Here is a 21,975-nt window from a genome sequence, read left to right on the forward strand (position 1 = left end):
AATACCTAGTTTAAATCATGTTTAAAAAGTCCTCTTTTCAGCACTGAATCCGAATCCTACTCTCTGATGTGCGTTTTTCCAAAACGCTTCAGGTTATAGAAGCCTACATGAGCATTTAAAATGTTTCCAAGGGAAACATGCTGCGAAAGCATCTGCTCTTCGAGGGTGAAGGCAAGATTCAATGTCGAATCACTTCTTGAAATACTTCATAATAAGAAAAGCTCCGATTGTTGCTTATCGAAAGATGTAGACAATCCTTTATTAGCGGTAGCTTTTCTTACGATTTAGAATTATACAGCATTACTGGAATGTCTAGAAATTCTGTAATCTTCAGAAGGGGACTCTTTGAACTACCTCTAACTTAGAAGGGAAGCACGGACTGTTTCTTTTGCCCCTTGCCTCGATTCAAAATATACTGCGCCAATAAAATCAAGGTTACGCTCACAATGATCAAAATCGTACATAGCGCATTAATTTCCGGGGAAATACCCCGTTTCACTTGTCCGTAAATATATATAGGCAGCGTCGTCGAGCTCGGCCCGCTTACGAAGAAGCTCACCATGAAATCATCCAAAGATAAAGTAAAGGCAATTAGCGCCCCGGCCACAATACCCGGCATAATTTGCGGAAATGTGACATAACGGAACGTCTGCCATGCGCCGGCCCCCAGGTCATTCGCTGCTTCCTCCAGTTGCTTGCCCATGCCCGCAAGCCGCGTGCTGACCACGACGTACACATAAGACATACTGAACGTGATATGCGCCAGGATAATCGTGAGCTTGCCCATAGGAATCTGAAATTGGGTAAACAGAACAAGCAAAGATAAACCCATAATAATATCCGGAATAATAATCGGCAAGTAGAGTAAGCCGCCCATTCCGGCTTTGGACTTACGGCTTAGCGTTCTCATCGACAAGGCCGCCATCGTGCCTAGTATCGTAGATACCAGGGTGGAGACAGTGGCAACGATCATGCTGTTGCTCAGCGCCTCGATCACCCGCCGATTTTTAAACAATGAGACGTACCAATCCAGCGTGAAGCCGCTCCAATCCGCAGCCAGACGCGAGCTATTAAACGAATAAGCAATAATAAAAGCGATTGGCACATAGATAAACACCATCATAAGAAGCGAATGGAATCCGAGTAGCGGATGCGTCTTGGTCTTCATCAGCGACCCTCCTTCACTTTTAAGTGCCTGGAAGTCATCGCTTTGTTAAACAAGGCGATCATAATCAAAGACGTGATCACGAAGATAATCGACAGCGCCGAGCCGAACGGCCAATCCCGGGCTCCTGAGAATTGAGCTTGTATGACATTGCTGATCATCGCCGATTTAGCGCCGCCCAAAATGTCCGTTACGACAAACATGCCTGTTGTCGAAACATAGACTAGCACCGAGCCCGTCATAATTCCCGATTTTGTCTGCGGCAGCGTAATATGCCAGAACGCTCTCCAAGGAGATGCCCCGAGGTCGCTGGCGGCCTCTAGCAGCTTCTTGTCCATTTGCTCCAGCGCCACATAGATCGGGAGCACCATAAAGGGAATAAACGTATATACCATGCCAAGCAGCACGGCCCCTCTTGTATATAGCATCTGCAGCGGCTCCTGGATGAGGCCGATATCTATCAGCAGGTTGTTGACGATCCCTTGTGTCCGAAGCAGCAAGACCCATGCGTAAGTGCGAATGAGAAAATTAATCCAGAACGGAATCGTCACAAGAATAAGTCCCCATGTCTGCCTCTTCGGGCCTGAATTGGCAATATAATAAGCCAACGGGTAGCTGAGCAGAAGACAGATCACCGTGGTCAAGACAGAGAGCACAATCGTATCCCAATAAATCCCTAAATACAACGGATCGAAAAAGCGGGCATAAGAAGCCAGATTAAAATCAACTACGACGCCCCCAACCTCGCTACGACCCATGAACGACATACCGACGACGATAAGCATCGGAATGACCATAAACACGCCCAGCCACAACAGAACAGGCAATACGGTCAGGCTCGATTTCCTCATGGCCCGATAATCACCTCATCCTCAGTGTTCCAATCCACCCCGACCTTTTCGCCGATGATCCAAGGACGATCATCCGTAAAATCAAATACGATCGAGACCGTCATCGGCTCGTTGTCCAGCTGGACGATTAGCTTGTGGATGCTGCCCAGGTACAGGACATCCATTACCTCTCCGCAGCGCTTGGATCCATCAATCTGCCTGCTTGCCCGCAATTTCTCTGGACGCACGGCAAATAACCGCCCATCGCGGGAGAAAATGTTATTCTCTCCTACAAAGGTAGCGGAGAACAGGGTGGTCGGCGTCGCGTATATTTCGCGAGGCGTGCCTATTTGCTCTACTTGTCCATTATTCATAATAACGATCCGGTCGGACAGCATCATCGCTTCCTCCTGGTCGTGGGTCACGTACACGAACGTAATGCCCAGGCTCCGCTGCAACTGCTTCAGCTCGGATTGCAGGTTCTTCCGAAGCTGCAAATCAAGAGCGCCTAACGGCTCATCGAGCAGAAGTACCTTCGGCTTGTTCGCAATCGCCCGGGCAATAGCCACGCGCTGCTGCTGGCCTCCAGACAGCTGATGCGGATAGCGCTTGACCAGCGGAGTGAGCTGTGTCATCGTTACCGCTTCCTCTACTCGCTGCCGCTGCTCCTTGGGCGGCATTTTCTTCATCTTTAATCCAAATGCGATATTATCCTCAACAGTCATGTGCGGAAATAGCGCATAGTGCTGGAACACCAGGTTCAAATCCCGGCGATTGGGAGGCAGATGCGTTAAATCCGCCCCGTCCAGCATAATTTTTCCACTCGTCGGTTGCTCGAACCCGGCGATCATGCGTAAAATCGTCGTCTTGCCGCAGCCGCTCGGGCCCAGCAGGGTTAGGAACTCCCCTTCTTGTATGGTGAGCGATAGCGGATGCACAACGACTTGTCCTGCAAAGCTTTTTTCAACTTCGGCCAGTTCAATCATGTATGCACCAACTCCTTCAGGTCTACTAAGAAAAAAAAGCCATATCCATTGGTATGGCTTTCAAAAGGTCAGTCGATTCATTTTTTGCATATTCACTATACCTTGTTTTGTTCTCAGTTACAACACTTTTCTAGGCCATTCGATAGAACTAAAGAAGGTTTTGTGAAGGTTGCCAGGCTCCAGAACCAGCAATACGCTTGGATGGACGCCCCGCTATGGTTACAACGCATCAGAACCTTCCAATTATTGACCGTACTTTTATCAACAAAAGAACCGTGATGCCTCTGCCAAATAACAGAGCGGCATCACGGTTCGGGGAAGAAGAGCCTTGATTCAACCCAATCCTTGAATTATTATTTCATCTCATACACTACGGAAAGCGTTGTTTTCACGGTAATCTCCCCGGGTTCGATGGAGGTTCCCTGATCCATGGAGGCCTTTTCCGCTACGGCAAAGCTCATGTTCATATAAGGCGCGTAATCATTACTGCTGCCTTGAGTAACGCTCAGCACAAGTCCAACCTGACGCTTGGCCGCCTTGGCAATCGCAGCAGCTTTCAGATCCGCGTTAGCCATCGCCTTTTGAATGACCTGCTCCTGATACAGATCCGGATTCTCGGTCGAGAAGCGGACATTGTCGATGCGGTTCGCCCCTGCCTTTGTGAGCTCGTCAAGCAGCTGGCCGACCTTATCCAAATCGCGGTAAGTAACTGACAAGGAATGGTATGCGGAATAACCCTTAACCTTCTGCCCTTCCTTCTCCGAATAAGTATAGTTCGGCTGAACCGAAAACTGTCCCGTCTTGATATCCTTCGCATCGAGCTTCCACGTATCCTTAAGCAGAGCGTTCACCTTCGCCATCTTGGCAGCATTCTGGCTTTGCGCCTCCTTTGCTGTATCGGCCTGTGTCTCTACCCCCACAGAAATGTAAGCGATGTCCGGTTTAATCGAAATTTCCCCGCTGCCTGTAACGTTAATTACATTACGCTGCGCCTCATTATCAGCATACACAGATTGCACTGCCCCCCCGCTAATCAACGAACCTCCAACAACTAACGCTCCTGCAATTAACACTGCTCCTACAGGCTTTAACCAATTTTTCATTAGAAATGACCTCCATTATAGGGTAAGTTTAACTACTAAACGGCAGCTTGCGGATAAATGTTGCAGTTGAGCTTCAATTAACAAAAAAAATATTTTTCGACAAACTTCGAATTAAAAAGGAACGATGACGTGAATAGAGTCACGAAATCGTTCCTTCTTGAACACTGGCAGCAACCTATTACTGGTTCTCCAGTTCCTCTTTACTAACCAAATTAATTAAAGCGTTTGCGGCTTGCTCCGCATCTGCGCCATCTGCACTGATGTAGATTTCCGTTCCGGTGCTAATGGCAAGGCTCATAATACCCATGATACTTTTTGCATTTACTTTTTTATCGTCTTTTTCGACAAATATTTCAGATGAGTATTTATTCGCTTCCTGAACGAAAAGCGCTGCCGGCCGAGCATGTAGACCCGTTTTCAATCGAACAGTCACCGGGTGTTTGATCATGAAACCTTACCCCCTATTACGAATTCAATCAGCATATTGTAGAACTATGCGATCATGGTAAATTTATCTCATTATATCATATACAGACTGTAACAGACTAGCTATACACTTGTACCCCCGCGAATTTTTTCAGCCAGCTCGTCGATTTTCCGAAGTCTGTGGTTGACGCCGGACTTGCTAACCTTGCCTTTTAACAGCTCTCCGACCTCTTTCAGGTTCATATCGGGATGAGCCAAACGTACTTCGGCAACCTCTCGCAGCTTCTCCGGAAGGTTCTCAAGTCCCATTTCCTTCTCCAGCAGCCTGATATTCTCAATCTGCCTGACGGCTGCTCCGATCGTCTTATTCAAATTCGCTGTTTCACAGTTGACGATCCGGTTGACCGAATTGCGCATATCGCGCATGATGCGAACGTCCTCAAACTTAAACAAGGCTTGGTGAGCGCCGATAATGTTCAGCAGCTCGATAATTTTCTCGCCCTCTTTGATGTAGAAAATAAAGCCCTTCTTGCGCTCGATACAGCGTGCATTCAGATGGAATTCATTAGCGAGATCCACCAGCGCCTTGCAATGCTCCTCATACATGGAGGCAATTTCCAGATGATATGAAGAGCCCTCTGGATTATTGACCGAGCCCCCTGCCATAAATGCCCCTCGCAAGTAGGCTCTTTTACAACAGTTTTTCCGGGTCAAGTCGGGATTAATCCCCTGCGTAAAAATAAAACTCTCGGACACAATGTTCAACGTCTTCAGTATTTCCTGAACCCGGGCCGGAATTCGTACGATATAGACGTTATTTTTCTTCAGCCGCATTTTCTTGCGTACAAGCAGCTCAGTATGAACCTGAAAGTGCTTCTTCAGTAAAGAATAAATTCGCCTTGCAATCGCGGCGTTTTCCGTGGAGATGTCCAGAACAACCTTTTTGTTCGAAACCTGTACCGAGCCGTTCATCCGAATTAACGCGGACAACTCGGCTTGCTCGCAGCAGGGCTCGGCCTCGACCATCGTTAGTTCCTTTTTGGTTTGCGCCGCAAACGACAAGGGTCTCACCTCTTTCGTAAATTCCAGTTCTGCACCAATTGATAAATATGCTGACTTAATTTGTCGGCATCATGGCGCAAATAGCGACGGAACAACACGAGCGTGTCCGCAATTACTTTATATCCTCTTCCCGTCACGACGTCCCAATCGACCTCGACGGGCTTGGCGCCTTGCTCGGCATAGAAATCCTGAACCTGAGTCGGGATTTCGCCGTCGTTAACGATGACATAATCGAATAAATGATGACCCACATGATCGTAAACAGCCTGCAAGTGATCGCTTACCGTATAATTATCCGTCTCTCCGGGCTGAGTCATGACATTGCACACAAATATTTTGATCGCGTTCTTGTTGGCCAGAATCGACTCCGTCAGCTTCGGAACGAGCAAATTCGGAATAATACTCGTATAAAGACTGCCCGGGCCGATCAGAATGGCGTCGGCTTCGCGAATCGCTTCACAAGCCTCCGGCAGCGGCTCAACCTCCTCCGGCTCCAGGAAGATCCGCTTGATTTTGCCGCGAGCCTCAGGGATCTTCGATTCCCCGGTTATGATCGTACCGTCCTCCATCTCTGCATGAAGCACAACCGCTTGGTCGGCAGCGGGGAGCACGCGGCCGCGTACCGCGAACACGCGGCTCAGCTCGCGGACGGCGGTAACGAAATCGCCGGATATATCCGTAATGGCTGCTAGTATTAAGTTGCCCAAACTATGCCCGGCTAGTCCCGAACCGTTAGAAAAGCGGTAGCTGAGCATATTTGATAATAAAGGTTCCACGTCCGCCAGCGCGGTCAATACGTTACGGATGTCGCCGGGAGGAGGCATATGCAGTTCACTCCGGAGGATTCCGGAGCTTCCTCCATCGTCGGCGACGGTAACAATGGCCGTGATATCGAGCGGTTTCTCTTTTAATCCGCGAAGCATGACAGATAGGCCAGTACCACCACCCATCACTACGATTCGCGGTACTTTTGTCTCGTTAGCTCGATTCATCGTCTTGATTCACCCTCTTAATGCCGGTCTCGGCCCTCATCCCTGTGGCTTACGCGAACCGTCTCCGTTTCACTAGTTCCGAGCATCCGGCCCAAATATTCAGCAATGGCGACCGAACGGTGTTTCCCTCCGGTACAGCCGATGGCGATAATGACCTGGCTTTTCCCCTCCTTATGATATTGGGGCAGCAGAAAGTGCAGCATATCCAGCAGCTTGGTCAGGAAAGACTGCGTCTCCGGCCACTTCATAACATAATCATATACATCGCTGTCTTGTCCGGTGTGTGGACGAAGCTGCTCTATATAATGAGGGTTTGGCAGGAACCGAACGTCGAAAACGAGATCGGCGTCGATCGGTATGCCGTATTTAAATCCGAAGGATGTGATGTTAACGGATAAATGATTGCTCTCCAAATGGGAGAAGCGGGAGATAATTTTCTCTTTGAGCTGAGCAGGCTTAATGTTGCTCGTATCGATCACCTGTGTGGCGGAAATTTTCAATTCCTCCAGCATTTTGCGCTCAAGCCGAATGCCATCCAGCGGCATACCGTCCGGCGCAAGCGGGTGACGGCGGCGGCTTTCCTTGTATCGCTGCACCAATACGGAATCGGTTGCATCCAGGAACAAAATTTCACAATTAATCGTAAAATGATCCTTCACATAACCAAGCGACTCGGATAACGCCGTGAAAAATTCTCGGCCGCGTAGATCGATAACAAGCGCTACCTTGGCGATCTTGCCGTTCGATTGCTCAATGAGCTCAGCGAATTTGGGGATGAGTACTGGAGGTAAATTGTCCACGCAGAAAAATCCTAGGTCTTCCAGGCTCCTTACGGCGAGCGATTTCCCTGCCCCCGACATGCCTGTAATAATAATCAAATTGGCAACTGAAGTTTTCTCCTTGTCTGACATGCATTTCCCTCCTTGTATGTTCTCCTGTTCTTCTATCTATCTATTATATATCTATAATGACATCGACAACATATATCGACAGAATATGATGACAGACCCCCGACGTTCCTATGAGCCTATGAGCCTATGAGCTGGCTTGCGAGCCTACGAACGGGTAAACAGGCCAGCGGCCCCAACCATTCCGGCATCATTGCCCAGCGTTGCGGGAACGATGCTTACCCCTCTTGCTACTACTTCAGGAGTCAGCTTCTGGAACACACTGCGTACTTCATTAAAGAGAATGTCTCCTGCCTTGGATACGCCGCCGCCGATAATGAATACTTCCGGATTAAGAACTACGGCTGCAGCTGCGAGCGCTTTGCCTAAATAGAACGCGGCACGGTTGACGATCCGAATCGCCACTTCATCTCCCTCTTTAGCTGCATCAAAAACGTCCTTCGCCATGATTTTCTCCACTTGCGATAACGTCGTTCGTTCGCCTCTAGCCACCGCATCGTTCGCCATCCGAATAATGCCGGTTGCCGAGGATACCGTCTCAAGGCATCCCATCTCGCCACAGCCGCATTGAATCGCTTCCAGGTCGGGAACGACGGACATATGACCAAGCTCGCCTGCAAAACCGGCGAATCCTTGATAAATCTTGCCATGTATAATAATGCCGGCACCTACGCCAGTACCCAGCGTAGCGCAGACGCAATGATCGATGCCTTTGCCGGCGCCGCTCCATGCTTCGCCCAGTGCCGCAACGTTGGCATCATTGTCTATTTTGACGGGCTTGCCCAGACGTGCCTCCAGAATCTCTCGAATCGGAAGATCCCTCAAACCTACATTCGGTGCAAAAATGATGATTCCTTCGCGTACGTCCGTAAATCCGGCAACTCCAGCACCGACACCCGCTACCTGCTCCCAATTAAACGGGGATTGCTCCACAATATGACGGACATACTGCTCGATATTGTTAACTACGGTATCGGCACCTTTATTAGCCTCGGTTGGCCCTTCATAAGTATGGAGAAGCTGCCCTTCATCATTACAGATGCCGACTTTGATCGCAGTCCCGCCAAGGTCAACACCAATGTAGATTTTTTCAGACATTGTACAAGCCACCTTTTTCTTAAATAAAATAGTTTATCCTACGTACCAACTATAAGCGAACCACTCCGTTCGGTCAAGAGAAGCAAGCTGCAGAAAATCCAGTAAATACAAGGCTTTCAGCGCAAATGATGAAATTCACAAAGGCTGTTTCGATCAGAAAAGCACCTAGTGCCGCTAGCTCCAAGACGTGATCCAATCCTTCAATTTCCCAGCAAAAAACCCCGCCAATGGCGAGGTTTCCATAAAATAGACATGTATACCATATATAACATACATCCTTAAGACAATATCCGCTTTTGTCCCTCCAAAGCCTGAATCGGAGCGATATTCTGAGTGAATTCCAAGGTTCCCATGTATTTCCCATCGTCGCCGCGAATCGCAAAATAGCGAATGTAGACGAATTTATCCTTGAACGGAATCCAAAAATCCTCCGTATCCTTCCGCCCGGCCTTAAAATCCGCCAGCAAGTCATTCACGACATGCACGCTTTGCGGAGGATGGCAGTTCTGCACCGTACGGCCAATGACCGCCTTCGTCCGGGCAAAAATTCGCTCCTTCCCATGGGAGAAATACCGGACGACATCCTGCTCATCAATAAACGTCAGATCCACAGGCAAATGATTCATGATCGCTTCCAGCTGTGCGACGGACAGAATCCCTGTCTCAAACCGGATCAGTCCATTTGGCAGATGGCCGTTCTCCGTTCCCTCCCCACCTTCGTCAAACGCCAAGGGTACCCGCTCGGGAATCCACTTCTCTTCCGGAGCGACAAGACAATATCCGATCTCCTCGCTCTCCGCGGCAATCTTGACCCACTCGTCCTCCGTAAGCTTCTCCAAGGCCATCGGCAGCAATATGTTCTCTTCCTTGAAAATCATCTCGTTCACCTCGGTGATCAGCCGCTCCAGATCGATCATGAGCATATTCTTAGCGGCACGGTCGCCATTATAGCCGAGCAGCTTTTCCTTGATTTCCTTGATCATGGCGCGAATGGCATCATCTACGCCCCACATGACTTTGGTAGGACCATAGATACCGTATTTCTCCAAGTACGGGAACAGCAAATTTTCCTTACGGCTATAGTGCTTATCCAGATCCAGGAGCAAATTCAGATCCTCCACCAGCTTATATATGATTTCCGTGCCCTCTTCCCGGTGGAATTTATCCTTATGCAGCTCCAGCTTGAAATTGACATGCCGCTCAATCTCGCGATTTTCCAGCTTAAAGGTATGGACAGGGTGCCCCGGCTGCTCCTCCGGCTTGGACGAGCGGTGAATTTCCTCGATCGATCCTTTGAATATAGCGGTGTGCACAGAACATAAACGCTGTACCTCGGAGACCGGAATCCCCTCCTCCTCCATCAAAGCATGCTCCATTGCCGATATTTCCGCCACCGTAACGTCTCCCACCGCTTCCTCGAACCGCGCCTTGACTTCCTCTACACTCTTGCCCTCATGCAGCTCCTTAATGATCTCCTTAAGCATCTGCTGCCGGCGTCCTTGCTCCGGCACGGCATGCTCGCGGTTGTTAATCATTTCGCTCATCGCCGTATCCTCCTTTATATTTTCAACCTGTTATTTTAAAAAGCTTCCTAGGCGCAGACGACAGCCCCCGCCACCAGTTCATTCTCTAATCTCGTAGCCCTTCGCTCGAAAAGCATCCTTGATCTTATCCAGCTCTATCTTGCGCAGCCTGGCACCCTGGGGGATCGTCATAAAACGTCCCGCGCTCTGCAGCATTCCCGGTTTAGCTAATTGCTCAAAGCCTAATCCAACCATGATATCGATCACTTCAGGATCGGCAGAGCATAGCTCATACACCGTTTTACGCAAATCGATCGCTTTTCCCATGAACCATCACCTGCATTCTTCAATTTTGAATGAAAACCATTCTCATATAAAAAGTATCACAGAGCATCACCGTTACTTGTGATTACAATCACAAAGATCAGGAGGGTTCCCAGCATAGTTTATTTTTTAATTCAGATTTGTCACAATAGGAACAGAAGGAGGCATAATGATGAATCAAATTCATTTGCTATATATTGAAGACGATACGGAGATCGGGGAATGGGTATACGCAAATTTGCAGGATCGCGGCTACCGCGTGACGTGGCTGACTAGCGGGGAGCGCGCCTTGGAACAGGCGGATGAATGCCGGCTCGTCATTCTCGATGTCATGCTTCCGGGCCTGGACGGCTTCACCATCGGGCAGCGGCTCAAGAAGCAGCACCCGGATCTTCCCGTGTTGATGCTATCGGCAAGAACCTCGATCGACGACAAGCTGCAGGGCCTGCAGTTCGCGGACGACTACCTGACGAAGCCGTTTCACCCGGATGAGCTGGTCGCCCGGATTGAAGTGCTGCTGCGCCGCAGCGGCAATATTTCCCCAGAGCCGCTCAGGCTCCGGCACCTGCTCGTTCACGAACGCGAGAACCTGATTATCAACCAGGACAGCGGAGAAGAAATTATGCTTACCGGGAAGCAATTCCATATATTCAACTACCTGCTGCGCCACCTCGGTCAAATTATGACGAAGGAGCAAATCTATGAAGCCGTGTGGGGAGAGCCTTACCTGGAAGGCGATAAGACCCTGATGGTGCATATCCGGCATTTACGCGAAAAAATAGAACGCGATCCCGCCTCGCCCGAAATTATCGAGACGATCCGGGGGATCGGTTACCGGGTGAAAGCATGAAAATAATAAACCAAAGCCCTTTTCAGCGCCTTCGGAACTCCCTTCTGTCCCGATACGTGCTGATTATTGCCACGGCTCTTGTATTTATTCCCGTGCTCATTCCGGTCAGCTTTGCGGCCTCATGGGCGGTTAATCGGATGCTGATCACGGACGGGCAAGAGAGCTATCAGTTGCCTTACGGCAGTGCTTATGATCTAGAACAGATGTGGCATAAGCAAGCCAAGGCGCTTGATGGAGCCCCACCCGAGAAGATTAACGCCAAGCTCACGGCATTGAAGGAGCAGTATCCCGATGCAGCGCTTTTCTGGGTCGACGGGGAGGGATTCACGCAGCTTCAGCTGCCCGTACAGCCTGCGCATCCCGAGAAATGGTCGGCGGAGCATACCATCGCCTTCATGAAGGCGGGGATTAATTCCGATCCTTATACGGTAGTCGCCTTGATCGGAGGCAGCGAAAAAACCGGGCAGGGCTTTATGGTATTCGAGCTGCCGCGCTCCTATCTATCGTTCCAGAATCGGCCTAGCGATACCCGATTTTATGGCTTGTTCATGGCCCTTATTTTCGGCATCTTCATCCTGCTGTCCTACCTGTTCTTCCGCGACATCCGCAAACGCCTCCTGCGGCTTGAGTCATCCATGACCCGCGTCGGAGATAACGGGCTTCCCTCACTTACAGACGAAGGACGACCCGATGAAATCGGCAGGCTGGAGCAAGCGTTTAATCATATGGTGAATCAATTGGAGGAAGGCCGCAGGAGAGAATGGGAAGAAGAAGAGCTGCGCAAGAATCTCATTGCTAATCTGTCCCATGACCTGCGTACGCCGCTAACGGTGTTAGGCAGTCACCTCTATTCGATCGCGAAGGAGCCTTTATCTTCACAAGGGCAGCAATCTTTATCCCTGATGCAGACGAAGCTTGACGATCTGGATCACTTAATCGACCATCTGCTGTCCTACAACTTGCTGACTAGCGGCAGGTACGCCATGTCTATCCAACTGCAGGACGTGCACCGCATCGTCAGAGAGAGCGCCGCCGCATGGTACCCGGTCTGGGAGAAGGCCGGCATGACCATCGATATTGACCTGCCCGAGGAACCATTGAAGTGGGCGATCGACAGGCAGGGCTTTCGCCGTGTGCTGGATAACCTGTTCCAGAATGTTGTCCGCCATGCCGGTTCGGGGAAGTATGTAGGCATTCATACCACAGGTTGGAGGGGGCGAACCGCCCTTGTCATCACGGATCACGGCCCCGGCCTCGACACCGCCTCGAATGCCAAAGGCGCAGGCCTTGGGCTCGCCATCGTCGATTTACTGCTTCGGGAAATGGGACTGCTGCTTGATGCGGAATCCTCCAGCGCAGGTGCCCGGTTCATCATATATCCCGCCTCTTAAAGTGCAGGTTCAAAAAGTCAGACTTTCAGCACCGAGAAGGTTGGATAAAGCTAGGGACTGAGGAGCACAGCTAAACGTTTTCGAAGAAAACGACTACGGAAGCATACACAGGCAAAACCTACGTGAGCACCGGAAGGCCCGGCTGAATTCAAGATTCGATGTCGAATGGGCTTCCTTGGGTTACTTCGTGATCAAAGATTGACTTTTTGAACAACCTCTTAAACGAAATTTAAACTTCAACGGACACTGTATTTAAACTTCGGAGGATATGCTGGTTTCCGAGGTGATATATCGTGAGTGAAATGATTATCCAAACTAAAGGACTAACGAAAAAATACCGCGGACGCGCTGCCGTCGATCAATTAAACCTGGAAATCTCCAAAGGGGATATTTACGGCTTTCTTGGGCCCAACGGAGCCGGCAAGACAACGACGATCCGCATGCTGCTGGGGCTAATTCAGCCAACAAGCGGCTCGATCTCCATTTTTGGACGGGAGCTGAAACGGGATAAACTGAATATTTTGCGGCGGATCGGCTCCTTGGTCGAGTACCCTTCCTATTACGGGCACTTAAGCGCCACCGACAACTTGGAAGCAATCCGACGTATTCTGGATGTGCCGAAATCACGCATTGCCGAAGTGCTGGAGATCGTATCTCTGACCAAGGAAGCTAGACGCCCGGTGAAGGGCTTCTCCCTCGGCATGAAGCAGCGATTGGGCATTGCCGCCTCATTGCTCGGCAATCCTGAGCTCCTGATTTTGGATGAGCCTACCAACGGCCTTGACCCTTCCGGCATTCAGGAAATCCGCGAACTGATTAAGAACATGCCGGAGCAATACGGCATTACCGTGCTCGTCTCCAGTCACCTGCTGGGCGAAATGGAGCAAATGGCTCATAAGGTCGGCATCATCCGCGAAGGACGGATGGTCTATCAGGATACGATTCAGCATTTACGTCTTCAAGCAAGGCATGATATCGAGCTGGTCGTATCCGAGCCCGATTCCGCCATCTGGATCGCCCGGGATATGGGACAGACGGGAGCTCTGCAGGACGGGGTCATGACATTCCCAGGCATGAAGGATCCCCAGGTAGCCCATTTGGTCAAGCGGCTCGTCGAGAACGGCCACGCTATCTACCGGGTCGAGCAGAAGAAGAAATCCCTTGAGGATATCTTCATGCAAGTGATCGGGGAGGGAGCGCTATGATGGTGCTGCGCTCGCTTCGAGCCGATTTCCTGAAGATACGCCGTAAAGGAATCTGGTTCCTGGTCTTCCTGGCTCCGATCGGTCTCGTCGCGATGCAGGGGCTGAACTTCGGACTGCGCTTCGACTATCTATCCAAAATATATGAGGACAATCTTTGGGGCGGGCTAATTTACAATATCGAATTATTCGTCCCCATGGCGCTGTTCCTCGGCTGTACCTTGGTCAGCTCCTTGGTCGCCAATGTAGAGCATCAAATGAGCTCGTGGAAGCAGCTGCTCGCTTTGCCGATTTCGCGAAGCGCCGTATTCCTTTCCAAATTTACACTCTGCGTGCTGCTATTAACCGCTTCCTGCATATTGCTGCCGCTTTTTACCGTAGGATTGGGATTCCTCCTAGGCTTTGAGCCGGCGCTACCGATCGGGAGGCTCCTTTCGATGGGCTTCTACCCTTATTTGGCCGCATGGCCGCTGCTGGCACTTCAGCTTTGGCTATCGCTTGCGTTTCGCAATCAAGCCCTTCCGGTATCGATTGGCGTAGCCGCCGCGATTCTCTCGCCTTTTACGCTGGATCTATCCGCTAGCTTTCCGCTTAATTGGCCCACGCTGGCTCTTAGCGATGCGGATCCGCTGTTCTATCTGCTTAGCGGCATAACATTAGGTATCTTCATCATGCTGATAAGTCTTGTGCACTTTAATCGAAAGGATGTGGACTGACCATGCGAAATTTTCTGCGTATTTTATCTGCGGAAACGCTAAAAATGTCCAGATCGGGCATTTGGCTGATTATTCTGGCCAGTCCCGCCCTTTCGTTATTGGTCGGGGCGTTAGTATCCGTTCCCGCGGGCGCCGACCCTTGGCCGATCATGCTCGGAGCCATGGTCATGCTGCACGGCATGCTGTTCCTGCCCATTATGGCCGGATTGTTCTCAGCCTTCGTCTGCCGCTACGAGCATACCGGCGGCGGCTGGAAGCAGCTGCTTGTCCTGCCCGTATCGCGTACAGGCGTATATCTCGCCAAATTTGCCGTCGTGGCCGGCCTGCTTGCTCTTAGCCAGTTCTTCTTCCTCCTGGCACTGATTGGTGCGGCGAAATTTCACGCCTTTCCGGGAGCCATGCCGTGGGGGATGTTCCTGCAAAGCGTTCTGGGCGGCTGGATCGCCTGCCTTCCGCTCGTAGCGCTGCAGCTGGGCGTATCGCTCAACTGGGCGAGCTTTGCGGCACCGCTGGCGCTGAACGTCTCGCTGACGATTCCGAATATGCTGATCGTCAACTCAGCCACCTACGGCCCGTTCTATCCTTGGGCTCAGCCGGTTTTGGCCATGATGCCGAGCGGCGAAGCAGAGTTCGGCGCCTTCAACCTGCCGTACCAAAGCTTGCTGATCACCGTACTTGGCAGCTTTCTGCTATTCTTCCTGGCTGGACTCACCTACTTCCGCCGGAAGGAAATTTAGCAGCCAGGCCCGGCATTCGCCACTGTTCTGTATATCGCACCTTCTTTACGCAAAGAGCCTAAGGCTAACCCCTCAGGCTCTTTGTGCATAAATGGAACTTATATATCCCCGCTCCGTTACCATCCATTCCAAAAGTGACAATTGTCACCTGGAATTTATGACAGTCCATACTAACGTCTCCCGCCTCATCCTTCTATCATTAACTTAATCATGATCAAAAGAAGCGAGGCGAACCTCTTGAACGCAAATGCAAACATCATTATCGAGATGAACCATGTAACCAAGACGTTTAAAGACAAAAAAGCTGTCGATGACGTTTCCTTTCATATCGCCAAGGGCTCCATTGTTGCCATTCTCGGTCCGAACGGAGCCGGCAAGACTACGGCCCTGTCTATGATGCTCGGCCTGCTCGAGCCAACTGCTGGAACAATCAGGCTGTTCGGCGGGCATCCTAAAGATCGCAAAGTGCGAGAGAGAATCGGAACGATGCTGCAGGAAGTCAGTGTCATGGATAAGCTGAAGGTACATGAAATCCTGGCCTTGATTCGGGAATATTACCCCCATCCCGCCGACATGGATTTTCTCATCCGACTGACTGGACTCACCAAGTCCGACTTGAATCGTTACGGGGAAAAGCTGTCCGGCGGGCAAAAGCGCAGCCTGGGCTTTGCCCTGGCGATGGCCGGCAATCCCGAGCTAGTCTTCTTCGATGAACCGACCGTAGGCCTGGACATTACCGCACGCCGCCGGTTTTGGGACAATGTCCGTATGCTGGCCGATCAAGGCCGCACGATTCTGTTCACTACCCATTACCTGCAGGAAGCGGACGATATCGCGGATCGTATCCTGCTGTTCAACAAAGGAACATTAGCTGCCGATGGCACGCCGGAGCAGATCAAAGCTCAAATCGTCAAGCGCTCCATCTCTTTCACGACGACCCAGGACGGCCCTGAACTACGTCAGCGGCTGAAAAAGCTTTCCCCTATTTCAGCTTGCTATGATAAAGACGGGCGCATCTATGTCAGCACCGATAATACGGACGAGGCGCTGGCTGCCATATTCGCCGAGCAGCTTCCCGTTCGCGATATTAGAATCGATCAGGGGCGGCTTGACGAGGCTTTTGAACAATTAACGATGTCCGCTGAGGAGGCGATTTAACGATGCGAATCGTATGGCTGCAATGCAGAGTAGAAATGCTGAGAATTTTACGCAATCCCTATTATGTATTTTGGTCGCTGGCTATGCCAATTACCTTTTACTTCATATTTACGCGGATTTTTAACACAGGAGGCGACGATGTCCAGCTCTGGCAGGCGCATTACCTCATGTCCATGACCACTTTTAGCGTGATGGGTTCCGCCATCATGACCCTCGGCATCCGGCTTGTTCAAGAACGGACGAACGGCTGGGATACATTTATGCGGATAACTCCCTTGCCGGGCACGACTTATTTCTTCGGCAAAATGTTCGGTCAGACCGTCATGCATTTGTTCTCGATCGTGGTTATTTTTCTGGCTGGTTATCTCGTGAACGGCGTATCCCTATCTATAAACCAATGGCTGCTCAGCGGGCTGTGGATTCTTGGCGGATCCCTGCCGTTCCTAGCGATCGGCACGCTTGTCGGCACGATGAAGCGGGTTGATACCGCCAGCGGCGTCAGCAACGCCGTCTATATGATCCTTGCCATTTCCGGTGGCATGTGGATGCCGATCGAGATCCTGCCGCGCATTATGCAGCAAATTGGACACTGGCTGCCCTCCTACAATTTCGGCAACGGCGCATGGGCGATCATTCGCGGACAAGCGCCCGAGTGGAGCAATGTCCTTCTTTTGCTGGGCTACTTGATCCTGTTTATGTTACTATCCACCTATATCAGAAAAAAACAGGAAGCGGTGTAATCCAACATGGCGCGCCAATCATTTGAGTTTCTTCCCAAAAAATTAGGCTTTTTCCCCTACGTTTGGGTGATCTATATTGCCCTGCCGATCTTTAACCTACGGGGATATACCGGGTTCATGCTTCTTTGGGGATGTCTCATGATCGGACTATTCGTCATCAGCTACCGTCAGTTGTATTTCGTTACGGGGCGCGCCTTTAATTGGTGGCTGGGTTTGCAAATGGCGATTATTCTGACCATGAGTATTTTCTACAGCCCCTATAATCTTTATATGGGCTTCTTTACGGCTAATTTTATCGGCTGGTATACCGACAAGAGGAAATTCAAATTATGTATGGTCGCGTTCGGTACGATGCAAATTCTATCCATCTTGTTGAACCTGCCGCGGCTTAAAGGAACGGAACTGCTATTCCTTCTTCCCTTCCTGGTAATTATGTTCATATCTCCATTCGGTGCCCGCTCTTTGAGCAAACAACAGCAGCTGGAGCTGGAGCTCGATCGGGCCAATGAGCAAATTAAAGAGCTGGTCAAACGGGAGGAACGTATGCGTATCGCTCGCGATCTGCATGATACCTTGGGGCATACCTTATCCCTGATCACGCTCAAAAGCCAGCTTGTCGAGAAGCTGGCTCCCCAGAATCCAGAACGCGCCCAGGAGGAAGCGCGGGAAATACAGCGCACCTCCCGGGCCGCGCTGCGCCAGGTTCGGGAGCTGGTATCGGATATGCGCACGGTTACCGTAGCCGAGGAATTGGCCGATGCCGGGGAAATACTTCGCATTGCCGGCATAGCGCTAGAGGTAAATGGCGATGCCAGGCTGCAGGGCATCCCTGATCTGACCCAGAACATCGTTAGCCTCTGCATCAAGGAAGCCGTGACCAATATCGTGAAGCACAGTCGAGCCGAACACTGCCGGGTAACGATAGAGAATTCAGAGGCAAGCATTCGGGTAAGCATCGAGGATGACGGCATCGGCGTGGATTCCTCCATCTCTGCCGAATTTTCAACAGGCAATGGATTAAAAGGCATGACAGAACGACTCACTCTCATTAACGGGTCGCTGTCCATATCGGCTGGCGATAGGGGAGGAACGCTTCTGAGCGTCGTCGTGCCTATAATCATGAAAGACAGAAAGGATGCTGAACAGCATGATTTCCATTGTAATCGCTGAAGACCAGCGCATGCTGCGAGGTGCGCTCGCTTCTCTGCTTGGCATGGAGGAGGATCTCAAGGTCGTCGGTCAGGCGGAGGACGGAGCAGAAGCGCTGGCTCTGGTAGAGCGAGCCCAGCCCGACATTCTCCTGATGGACATTGAAATGCCCCGCCAGAGCGGACTGGATATCGCGGAGATTCTCAAGCAGCGCTCCTCCCCCTGCCGGGTCATTATTTTGACTACTTTTGCCCGTCCGGGATATTTTGAGCGGGCGGTTCAGGCTGGTGTTCATGGCTACCTGCTCAAGGATGAGCCCTCGGATAAGCTGGCGGAGTCCATTCGCCGCGTTATGGCCGGACATCGCGAAGTATCGCCGGAGCTGATTTTCGGCGCCGTACGCGAAGAGAACCCGTTAACCGCAAGGGAAAGGGAAATCCTCAAGATGGCGGCAGGTGGATTGAGCGCTGGAGAAATAGCAGCCTCACTGCACTTATCCTACGGCACCGTCCGTAATTATATCTCGGAAATATTGAACAAGCTGGAAGTGAAAAGCCGGATCGAGGCGGTTCGCCTGGCCGAGGAAAAGGGATGGATCTAAGCGGGACATCAGTCTGGAACCCTTGGTCACCAAACTAAATAAAGGCTGCTCCTACCGTCATAATCCTCATTATGACCCGGGAACAGCCTTTTTTCTAATCCTATGGGTTAAGTGTCTCGCTCCAATCACGAACCATGTCGCCTTCCAGCAGCTTCTCGCAATCCATCGCCGCCATACAGCCCGAGCCTGCCGCAGTAATCGCCTGGCGATAGCGGGTATCCTGCACATCGCCGCAGGCAAACACGCCTTCCACATTCGTGATCGTCGTTCCGGGCTTCACGATAATATAGCCGTGCTCGTCCGTCTCGATCTGCCCTCCCAGAAACTTCGTATTCGGCGTATGCCCGATCGCGACAAATATGCCATCTGCGGGGATCAGCTCTTCCTCATTCGTCGCATTGTTGCGAACCTTGAGACCGATGACAGCCCCCTGCTCGTCCGTCGATACCTCCAGTGGAGTACGATTCAGCGCCCATGCAATCTTCTCATTATCTCTAGCGCGATCCTGCATAATCTTCGAGGCCCGCAGCTCGTCGCGCCGATGCACGATCGTCACGTTAGTGGCAAAGCGCGTAAGGAAGCTGGCTTCCTCCATTGCGGAGTCGCCGCCGCCGATCACGATAATTTTTTTGCTGCGGAAGAAAAATCCGTCGCAAGTCGCACAGGTGCTTACCCCGCGGCCGACGTTCTCCTTTTCTCCCGGAATGCCGAGATATTTGGCGGAAGCCCCAGTCGAGATAATGACGGTCTCTGCCTCTAATACTTCCCCGCCCTCGACGGTTAATTTAAATGGCCGGCTGCCGAAATCTGCCTCTTGTACCCACCCGTTCCTGAATTGTGCCCCAAAACGTTCAGCCTGCTTCCGCATTTGATCCATCAGCTCCGGCCCCAGAATGCCCTGCGGAAAGCCCGGGAAATTCTCAACCTCCGTTGTCGTCGTCAGCTGTCCTCCAGGCTCCATGCCCTCGATCACGAGCGGATTCAAGTTGGCGCGGGCCAAGTAAATCGCTGCCGTCAGCCCTGCTGGCCCGGTTCCAATTACAATCGCTTTGTACATCAACCCAACCTCCCTGGTGTCCATTTGTTCATCAAATCAATTCATAATTACCGATGATCTATTATGTAATTGATCCTATACACAAGTTTTACCCAAGACAGACCTGCTTTACCCGCTCATTTGCAATAAGCGGCTAAATCAGTGTGCAAATTATTGAACGAAAGGAAATGTACGATTCGCTTTTTCTTTCACATTACATACCTGGTTTACCCGGCGGGCATAACGGCTGGCCGTAGATGCGGAGATGCCGTACCGTTTGGCCACCTCCTCATAGGTGATCGGTTTGCGCCGCATTTTCGCCGTCAGGTAGTCCAACGCCGCTGCCCATCCTTCAATATGAGCCATCGTCGGTATATCCGGATATAGACGAGTCAAAAAGTCTACCCACAGCGTTTCAATATCATGCTGCAATTGTAGATCCGAGGTTTTCCCTATCCGCTTGACGGCCAAATCGATAACCGCCTGCCATTCGCTTCGCCATACCGGTAGGCTGGAGCTTGTTTTGCTGGGATCTACCATCGTGGTTGTCCCGCCTTTCCATACGGGTATCGGGCCTTTTACGCCAAGAGACCGCAGCACTAAGACGGCCATGTCCTTTAGGTAGCCATCTTCCTCCGGAACTAGCAAAAATGCCAAAAGTGCTTCCTCTACTTCCCGATCCGCAATCAGACGAAGTGCCTGAATGACTTGAAGCTTCGTTTGGTGATCTCCATGGCGCAGCGCCCAGAAGAAGGAAGAGCGTATGAGGGGATTATCCCGAATTTCCGGGGGGAAGCCGTTCTCCCATTTTTCCGGCTGCTTAAGCTGCTCTTCAAAAGGAAGGTTATAATGATAGCTAATCGGGGGATATTGCCCTTGCAGCTCGTAATTATCCATTCTGTTTAAATAGAAAGAAGATATACCTGAATTCGGATCAAGCTTCTGCAACTGCCGCCATAACGCTCGCGCTACCGAGTAACGCTCGGTATTATAAGCCGCTACTGCGGCGTAATGATACAAGGTTGGATCACTATTAACCTCATCATCCTTAAGAAGCCGCTTGAAGTGCGTATACGCCGCCTCGTGCTCTCCTAGAATCCCCATCGTCGTCGCCAGCTTGAACAAATGCTCTTGATGGAACGGAACCACGACCCGCAGCAGCAGCCTCAGCTTGTCCAATTCCTCGACACTTCCTTCCCGCTGCAAAAAAATAGCCAAGTTGCATAGTCCGTGCAAATTTCCAGCATCCTGCTCCAGCACTCCATGAATCATGTCCATCGCCTCCGGGAAGAGGCCCAAATAATAGTACCCTAACGCCAAATTGTTCCGGGCTGCCAGAAAATCCGCATGCTTTGCGACGATATCCTCCAACAGCTTCACTGCTTGGGCAAATTTGCCCTCCTCCAGCAGCTCGCGAGCCAAATCATGCTCGATCATGCCTTCACGCGATTTGATGCTTTTCAGCTTGGTTGGACGCTGCAGCTCATACTGCAGCAAATCCATCATCTCTTCCGCTTCTGCTAGAAACTGTCCATCGGCATCTTCTTGTAGATACGTAATCAATGCCTCTTCCGCCGCTTCAAACTGCTCCATATTCGCATAATTATTAGCCATATAGAAATAACATTCCGTCATAGACGGATCAATGTCCCGTAAAAGAACGGACAATACGGCATTGGAAGCCTCATAATCGCCCATTTCGGACAGGATGCCCGCCATATTGCAATGATTCACCGGATTGCCCGGTTCATACTCCACCGCTTTACGAAAATATTTCAATGCCTTGTCATAGCGATTGCGGTCTAATGATGAGACAGCTCTCTCAAAGAAAAAGTTCGCATCCAAAGAAAGCGACAGCACATCCGCCTGCATGCCTTCAATTTGGACTTTGCTCTTCTTCACTCAAGGCACCTCCTTCTATCCCTATCTCTCCCACACAGTATACCATAGAGAAAGCCCTCCTCCCACGGGGAATCAG

The 21,975-nt window shown here is 50.9% G+C and carries 22 protein-coding genes; 9 read left to right on the top strand and 13 right to left on the bottom strand.

The genetic code is table 11. The features are described 5' to 3' along the window. Nucleotides 1-361: 361 nt before the first annotated feature. The 11 genes from ACE3MQ_RS26210 to ACE3MQ_RS26260 form a co-directional block, all read right to left on the bottom strand. A complete protein-coding gene (locus ACE3MQ_RS26210) occupies nucleotides 362-1,168 on the bottom strand; it encodes an ABC transporter permease (protein WP_379398386.1) in 807 nt (268 codons plus the stop codon). Further along, complete coding sequence (locus ACE3MQ_RS26215) at nucleotides 1,168-2,016, bottom strand: ABC transporter permease (protein ID WP_379398388.1); 849 nt, start codon at nucleotides 2,014-2,016, stop codon at nucleotides 1,168-1,170. Before ACE3MQ_RS26215 ends, ACE3MQ_RS26210 begins: the two co-directional genes overlap by 1 nt. Beyond that, complete coding sequence (locus ACE3MQ_RS26220; protein WP_379398390.1) at nucleotides 2,013-2,981, bottom strand: ABC transporter ATP-binding protein; 969 nt, start codon at nucleotides 2,979-2,981, stop codon at nucleotides 2,013-2,015. Before ACE3MQ_RS26220 ends, ACE3MQ_RS26215 begins: the two co-directional genes overlap by 4 nt. 353 nt (nucleotides 2,982-3,334) lie before the next feature. Next, complete coding sequence (locus ACE3MQ_RS26225; protein ID WP_379398392.1) at nucleotides 3,335-4,084, bottom strand: SIMPL domain-containing protein; 750 nt, start codon at nucleotides 4,082-4,084, stop codon at nucleotides 3,335-3,337. A gap of 178 nt (nucleotides 4,085-4,262) precedes the next feature. Further along, nucleotides 4,263-4,532 carry an HPr family phosphocarrier protein gene (locus ACE3MQ_RS26230; protein ID WP_019640181.1) on the bottom strand — a complete coding sequence of 90 codons (270 nt, stop codon included), beginning with the start codon at nucleotides 4,530-4,532 and terminating at the stop codon, nucleotides 4,263-4,265. A 101-nt stretch (nucleotides 4,533-4,633) separates the two neighbouring features. Beyond that, the gene (gene whiA / locus ACE3MQ_RS26235) at nucleotides 4,634-5,572 is read right to left on the bottom strand and encodes a DNA-binding protein WhiA (protein WP_379398394.1); all 939 of its coding nucleotides are present in this window, start codon (nucleotides 5,570-5,572) and stop codon (nucleotides 4,634-4,636) included. A gap of 5 nt (nucleotides 5,573-5,577) precedes the next feature. Further along, on the bottom strand, nucleotides 5,578-6,564 hold the full coding sequence (locus ACE3MQ_RS26240; protein ID WP_379398396.1) for a gluconeogenesis factor YvcK family protein: 987 nt from the start codon (nucleotides 6,562-6,564) through the stop codon (nucleotides 5,578-5,580). A gap of 17 nt (nucleotides 6,565-6,581) precedes the next feature. Continuing rightward, the gene (gene rapZ, locus ACE3MQ_RS26245; RefSeq protein WP_379398398.1) at nucleotides 6,582-7,475 is read right to left on the bottom strand and encodes an RNase adapter RapZ; all 894 of its coding nucleotides are present in this window, start codon (nucleotides 7,473-7,475) and stop codon (nucleotides 6,582-6,584) included. A 144-nt stretch (nucleotides 7,476-7,619) separates the two neighbouring features. Next, nucleotides 7,620-8,570, bottom strand: a complete 951-nt coding sequence (locus tag ACE3MQ_RS26250; protein ID WP_379398400.1) for an ROK family glucokinase — start codon at nucleotides 8,568-8,570, stop codon at nucleotides 7,620-7,622. 278 nt (nucleotides 8,571-8,848) lie between these two features. After that, a complete protein-coding gene (locus ACE3MQ_RS26255; protein WP_379398402.1) occupies nucleotides 8,849-10,114 on the bottom strand; it encodes a DUF438 domain-containing protein in 1,266 nt (421 codons plus the stop codon). Between the two features lie 78 nt (nucleotides 10,115-10,192). After that, the gene (locus ACE3MQ_RS26260; RefSeq protein ID WP_379398404.1) at nucleotides 10,193-10,420 is read right to left on the bottom strand and encodes a DUF1858 domain-containing protein; all 228 of its coding nucleotides are present in this window, start codon (nucleotides 10,418-10,420) and stop codon (nucleotides 10,193-10,195) included. 169 nt (nucleotides 10,421-10,589) lie between these two features. Between ACE3MQ_RS26260 and ACE3MQ_RS26265 the strand changes: the two genes are divergently transcribed. From ACE3MQ_RS26265 to ACE3MQ_RS26305, 9 genes are all read left to right on the top strand, one after another. Continuing rightward, complete coding sequence (locus ACE3MQ_RS26265) at nucleotides 10,590-11,267, top strand: response regulator transcription factor (protein WP_379398457.1); 678 nt, start codon at nucleotides 10,590-10,592, stop codon at nucleotides 11,265-11,267. Next, complete coding sequence (locus ACE3MQ_RS26270; RefSeq protein ID WP_379398406.1) at nucleotides 11,264-12,658, top strand: sensor histidine kinase; 1,395 nt, start codon at nucleotides 11,264-11,266, stop codon at nucleotides 12,656-12,658. The genes ACE3MQ_RS26265 and ACE3MQ_RS26270 overlap by 4 nt, the downstream gene beginning before the upstream one ends. 293 nt (nucleotides 12,659-12,951) lie before the next feature. Continuing rightward, nucleotides 12,952-13,863: an ABC transporter ATP-binding protein gene (locus tag ACE3MQ_RS26275; RefSeq protein ID WP_379398408.1), complete on the top strand. Its 912-nt coding sequence runs from the start codon at nucleotides 12,952-12,954 to the stop codon at nucleotides 13,861-13,863. Beyond that, on the top strand, nucleotides 13,863-14,576 hold the full coding sequence (locus ACE3MQ_RS26280) for an ABC transporter permease (protein WP_379398459.1): 714 nt from the start codon (nucleotides 13,863-13,865) through the stop codon (nucleotides 14,574-14,576). The genes ACE3MQ_RS26275 and ACE3MQ_RS26280 overlap by 1 nt, the downstream gene beginning before the upstream one ends. A gap of 2 nt (nucleotides 14,577-14,578) precedes the next feature. Beyond that, a complete protein-coding gene (locus tag ACE3MQ_RS26285; protein ID WP_379398410.1) occupies nucleotides 14,579-15,313 on the top strand; it encodes an ABC transporter permease in 735 nt (244 codons plus the stop codon). Nucleotides 15,314-15,580: 267 nt separating this feature from the next. After that, on the top strand, nucleotides 15,581-16,471 hold the full coding sequence (locus ACE3MQ_RS26290; protein ID WP_379398461.1) for an ABC transporter ATP-binding protein: 891 nt from the start codon (nucleotides 15,581-15,583) through the stop codon (nucleotides 16,469-16,471). Nucleotides 16,472-16,473: 2 nt separating this feature from the next. After that, nucleotides 16,474-17,211, top strand: a complete 738-nt coding sequence (locus tag ACE3MQ_RS26295; protein ID WP_379398412.1) for an ABC transporter permease — start codon at nucleotides 16,474-16,476, stop codon at nucleotides 17,209-17,211. Between the two features lie 6 nt (nucleotides 17,212-17,217). Continuing rightward, a complete protein-coding gene (locus ACE3MQ_RS26300; RefSeq protein ID WP_379398414.1) occupies nucleotides 17,218-18,381 on the top strand; it encodes a sensor histidine kinase in 1,164 nt (387 codons plus the stop codon). Continuing rightward, on the top strand, nucleotides 18,359-18,961 hold the full coding sequence (locus tag ACE3MQ_RS26305; protein ID WP_379398416.1) for a response regulator transcription factor: 603 nt from the start codon (nucleotides 18,359-18,361) through the stop codon (nucleotides 18,959-18,961). The genes ACE3MQ_RS26300 and ACE3MQ_RS26305 overlap by 23 nt, the downstream gene beginning before the upstream one ends. Nucleotides 18,962-19,061: 100 nt before the next feature. Here ACE3MQ_RS26305 and trxB read toward each other — a convergent pair whose 3' ends face one another. Together trxB and ACE3MQ_RS26315 are read right to left on the bottom strand one after the other, a co-directional pair. Further along, entirely contained in the window at nucleotides 19,062-20,018 is a 957-nt protein-coding gene (gene trxB / locus ACE3MQ_RS26310; RefSeq protein WP_379398418.1) for a thioredoxin-disulfide reductase, read from the bottom strand. 150 nt (nucleotides 20,019-20,168) lie between these two features. Continuing rightward, nucleotides 20,169-21,899 (bottom strand): tetratricopeptide repeat protein, encoded by a 1,731-nt coding sequence (locus ACE3MQ_RS26315; RefSeq protein WP_379398420.1) that lies wholly within the window; start codon nucleotides 21,897-21,899, stop codon nucleotides 20,169-20,171. Nucleotides 21,900-21,975 lie beyond the last annotated feature (76 nt).

Origin of the sequence: Paenibacillus lentus (assembly GCF_042714055.1) — a bacterium.
Lineage (GTDB): Bacteria > Bacillota > Bacilli > Paenibacillales > Paenibacillaceae > Fontibacillus > Fontibacillus lentus_A.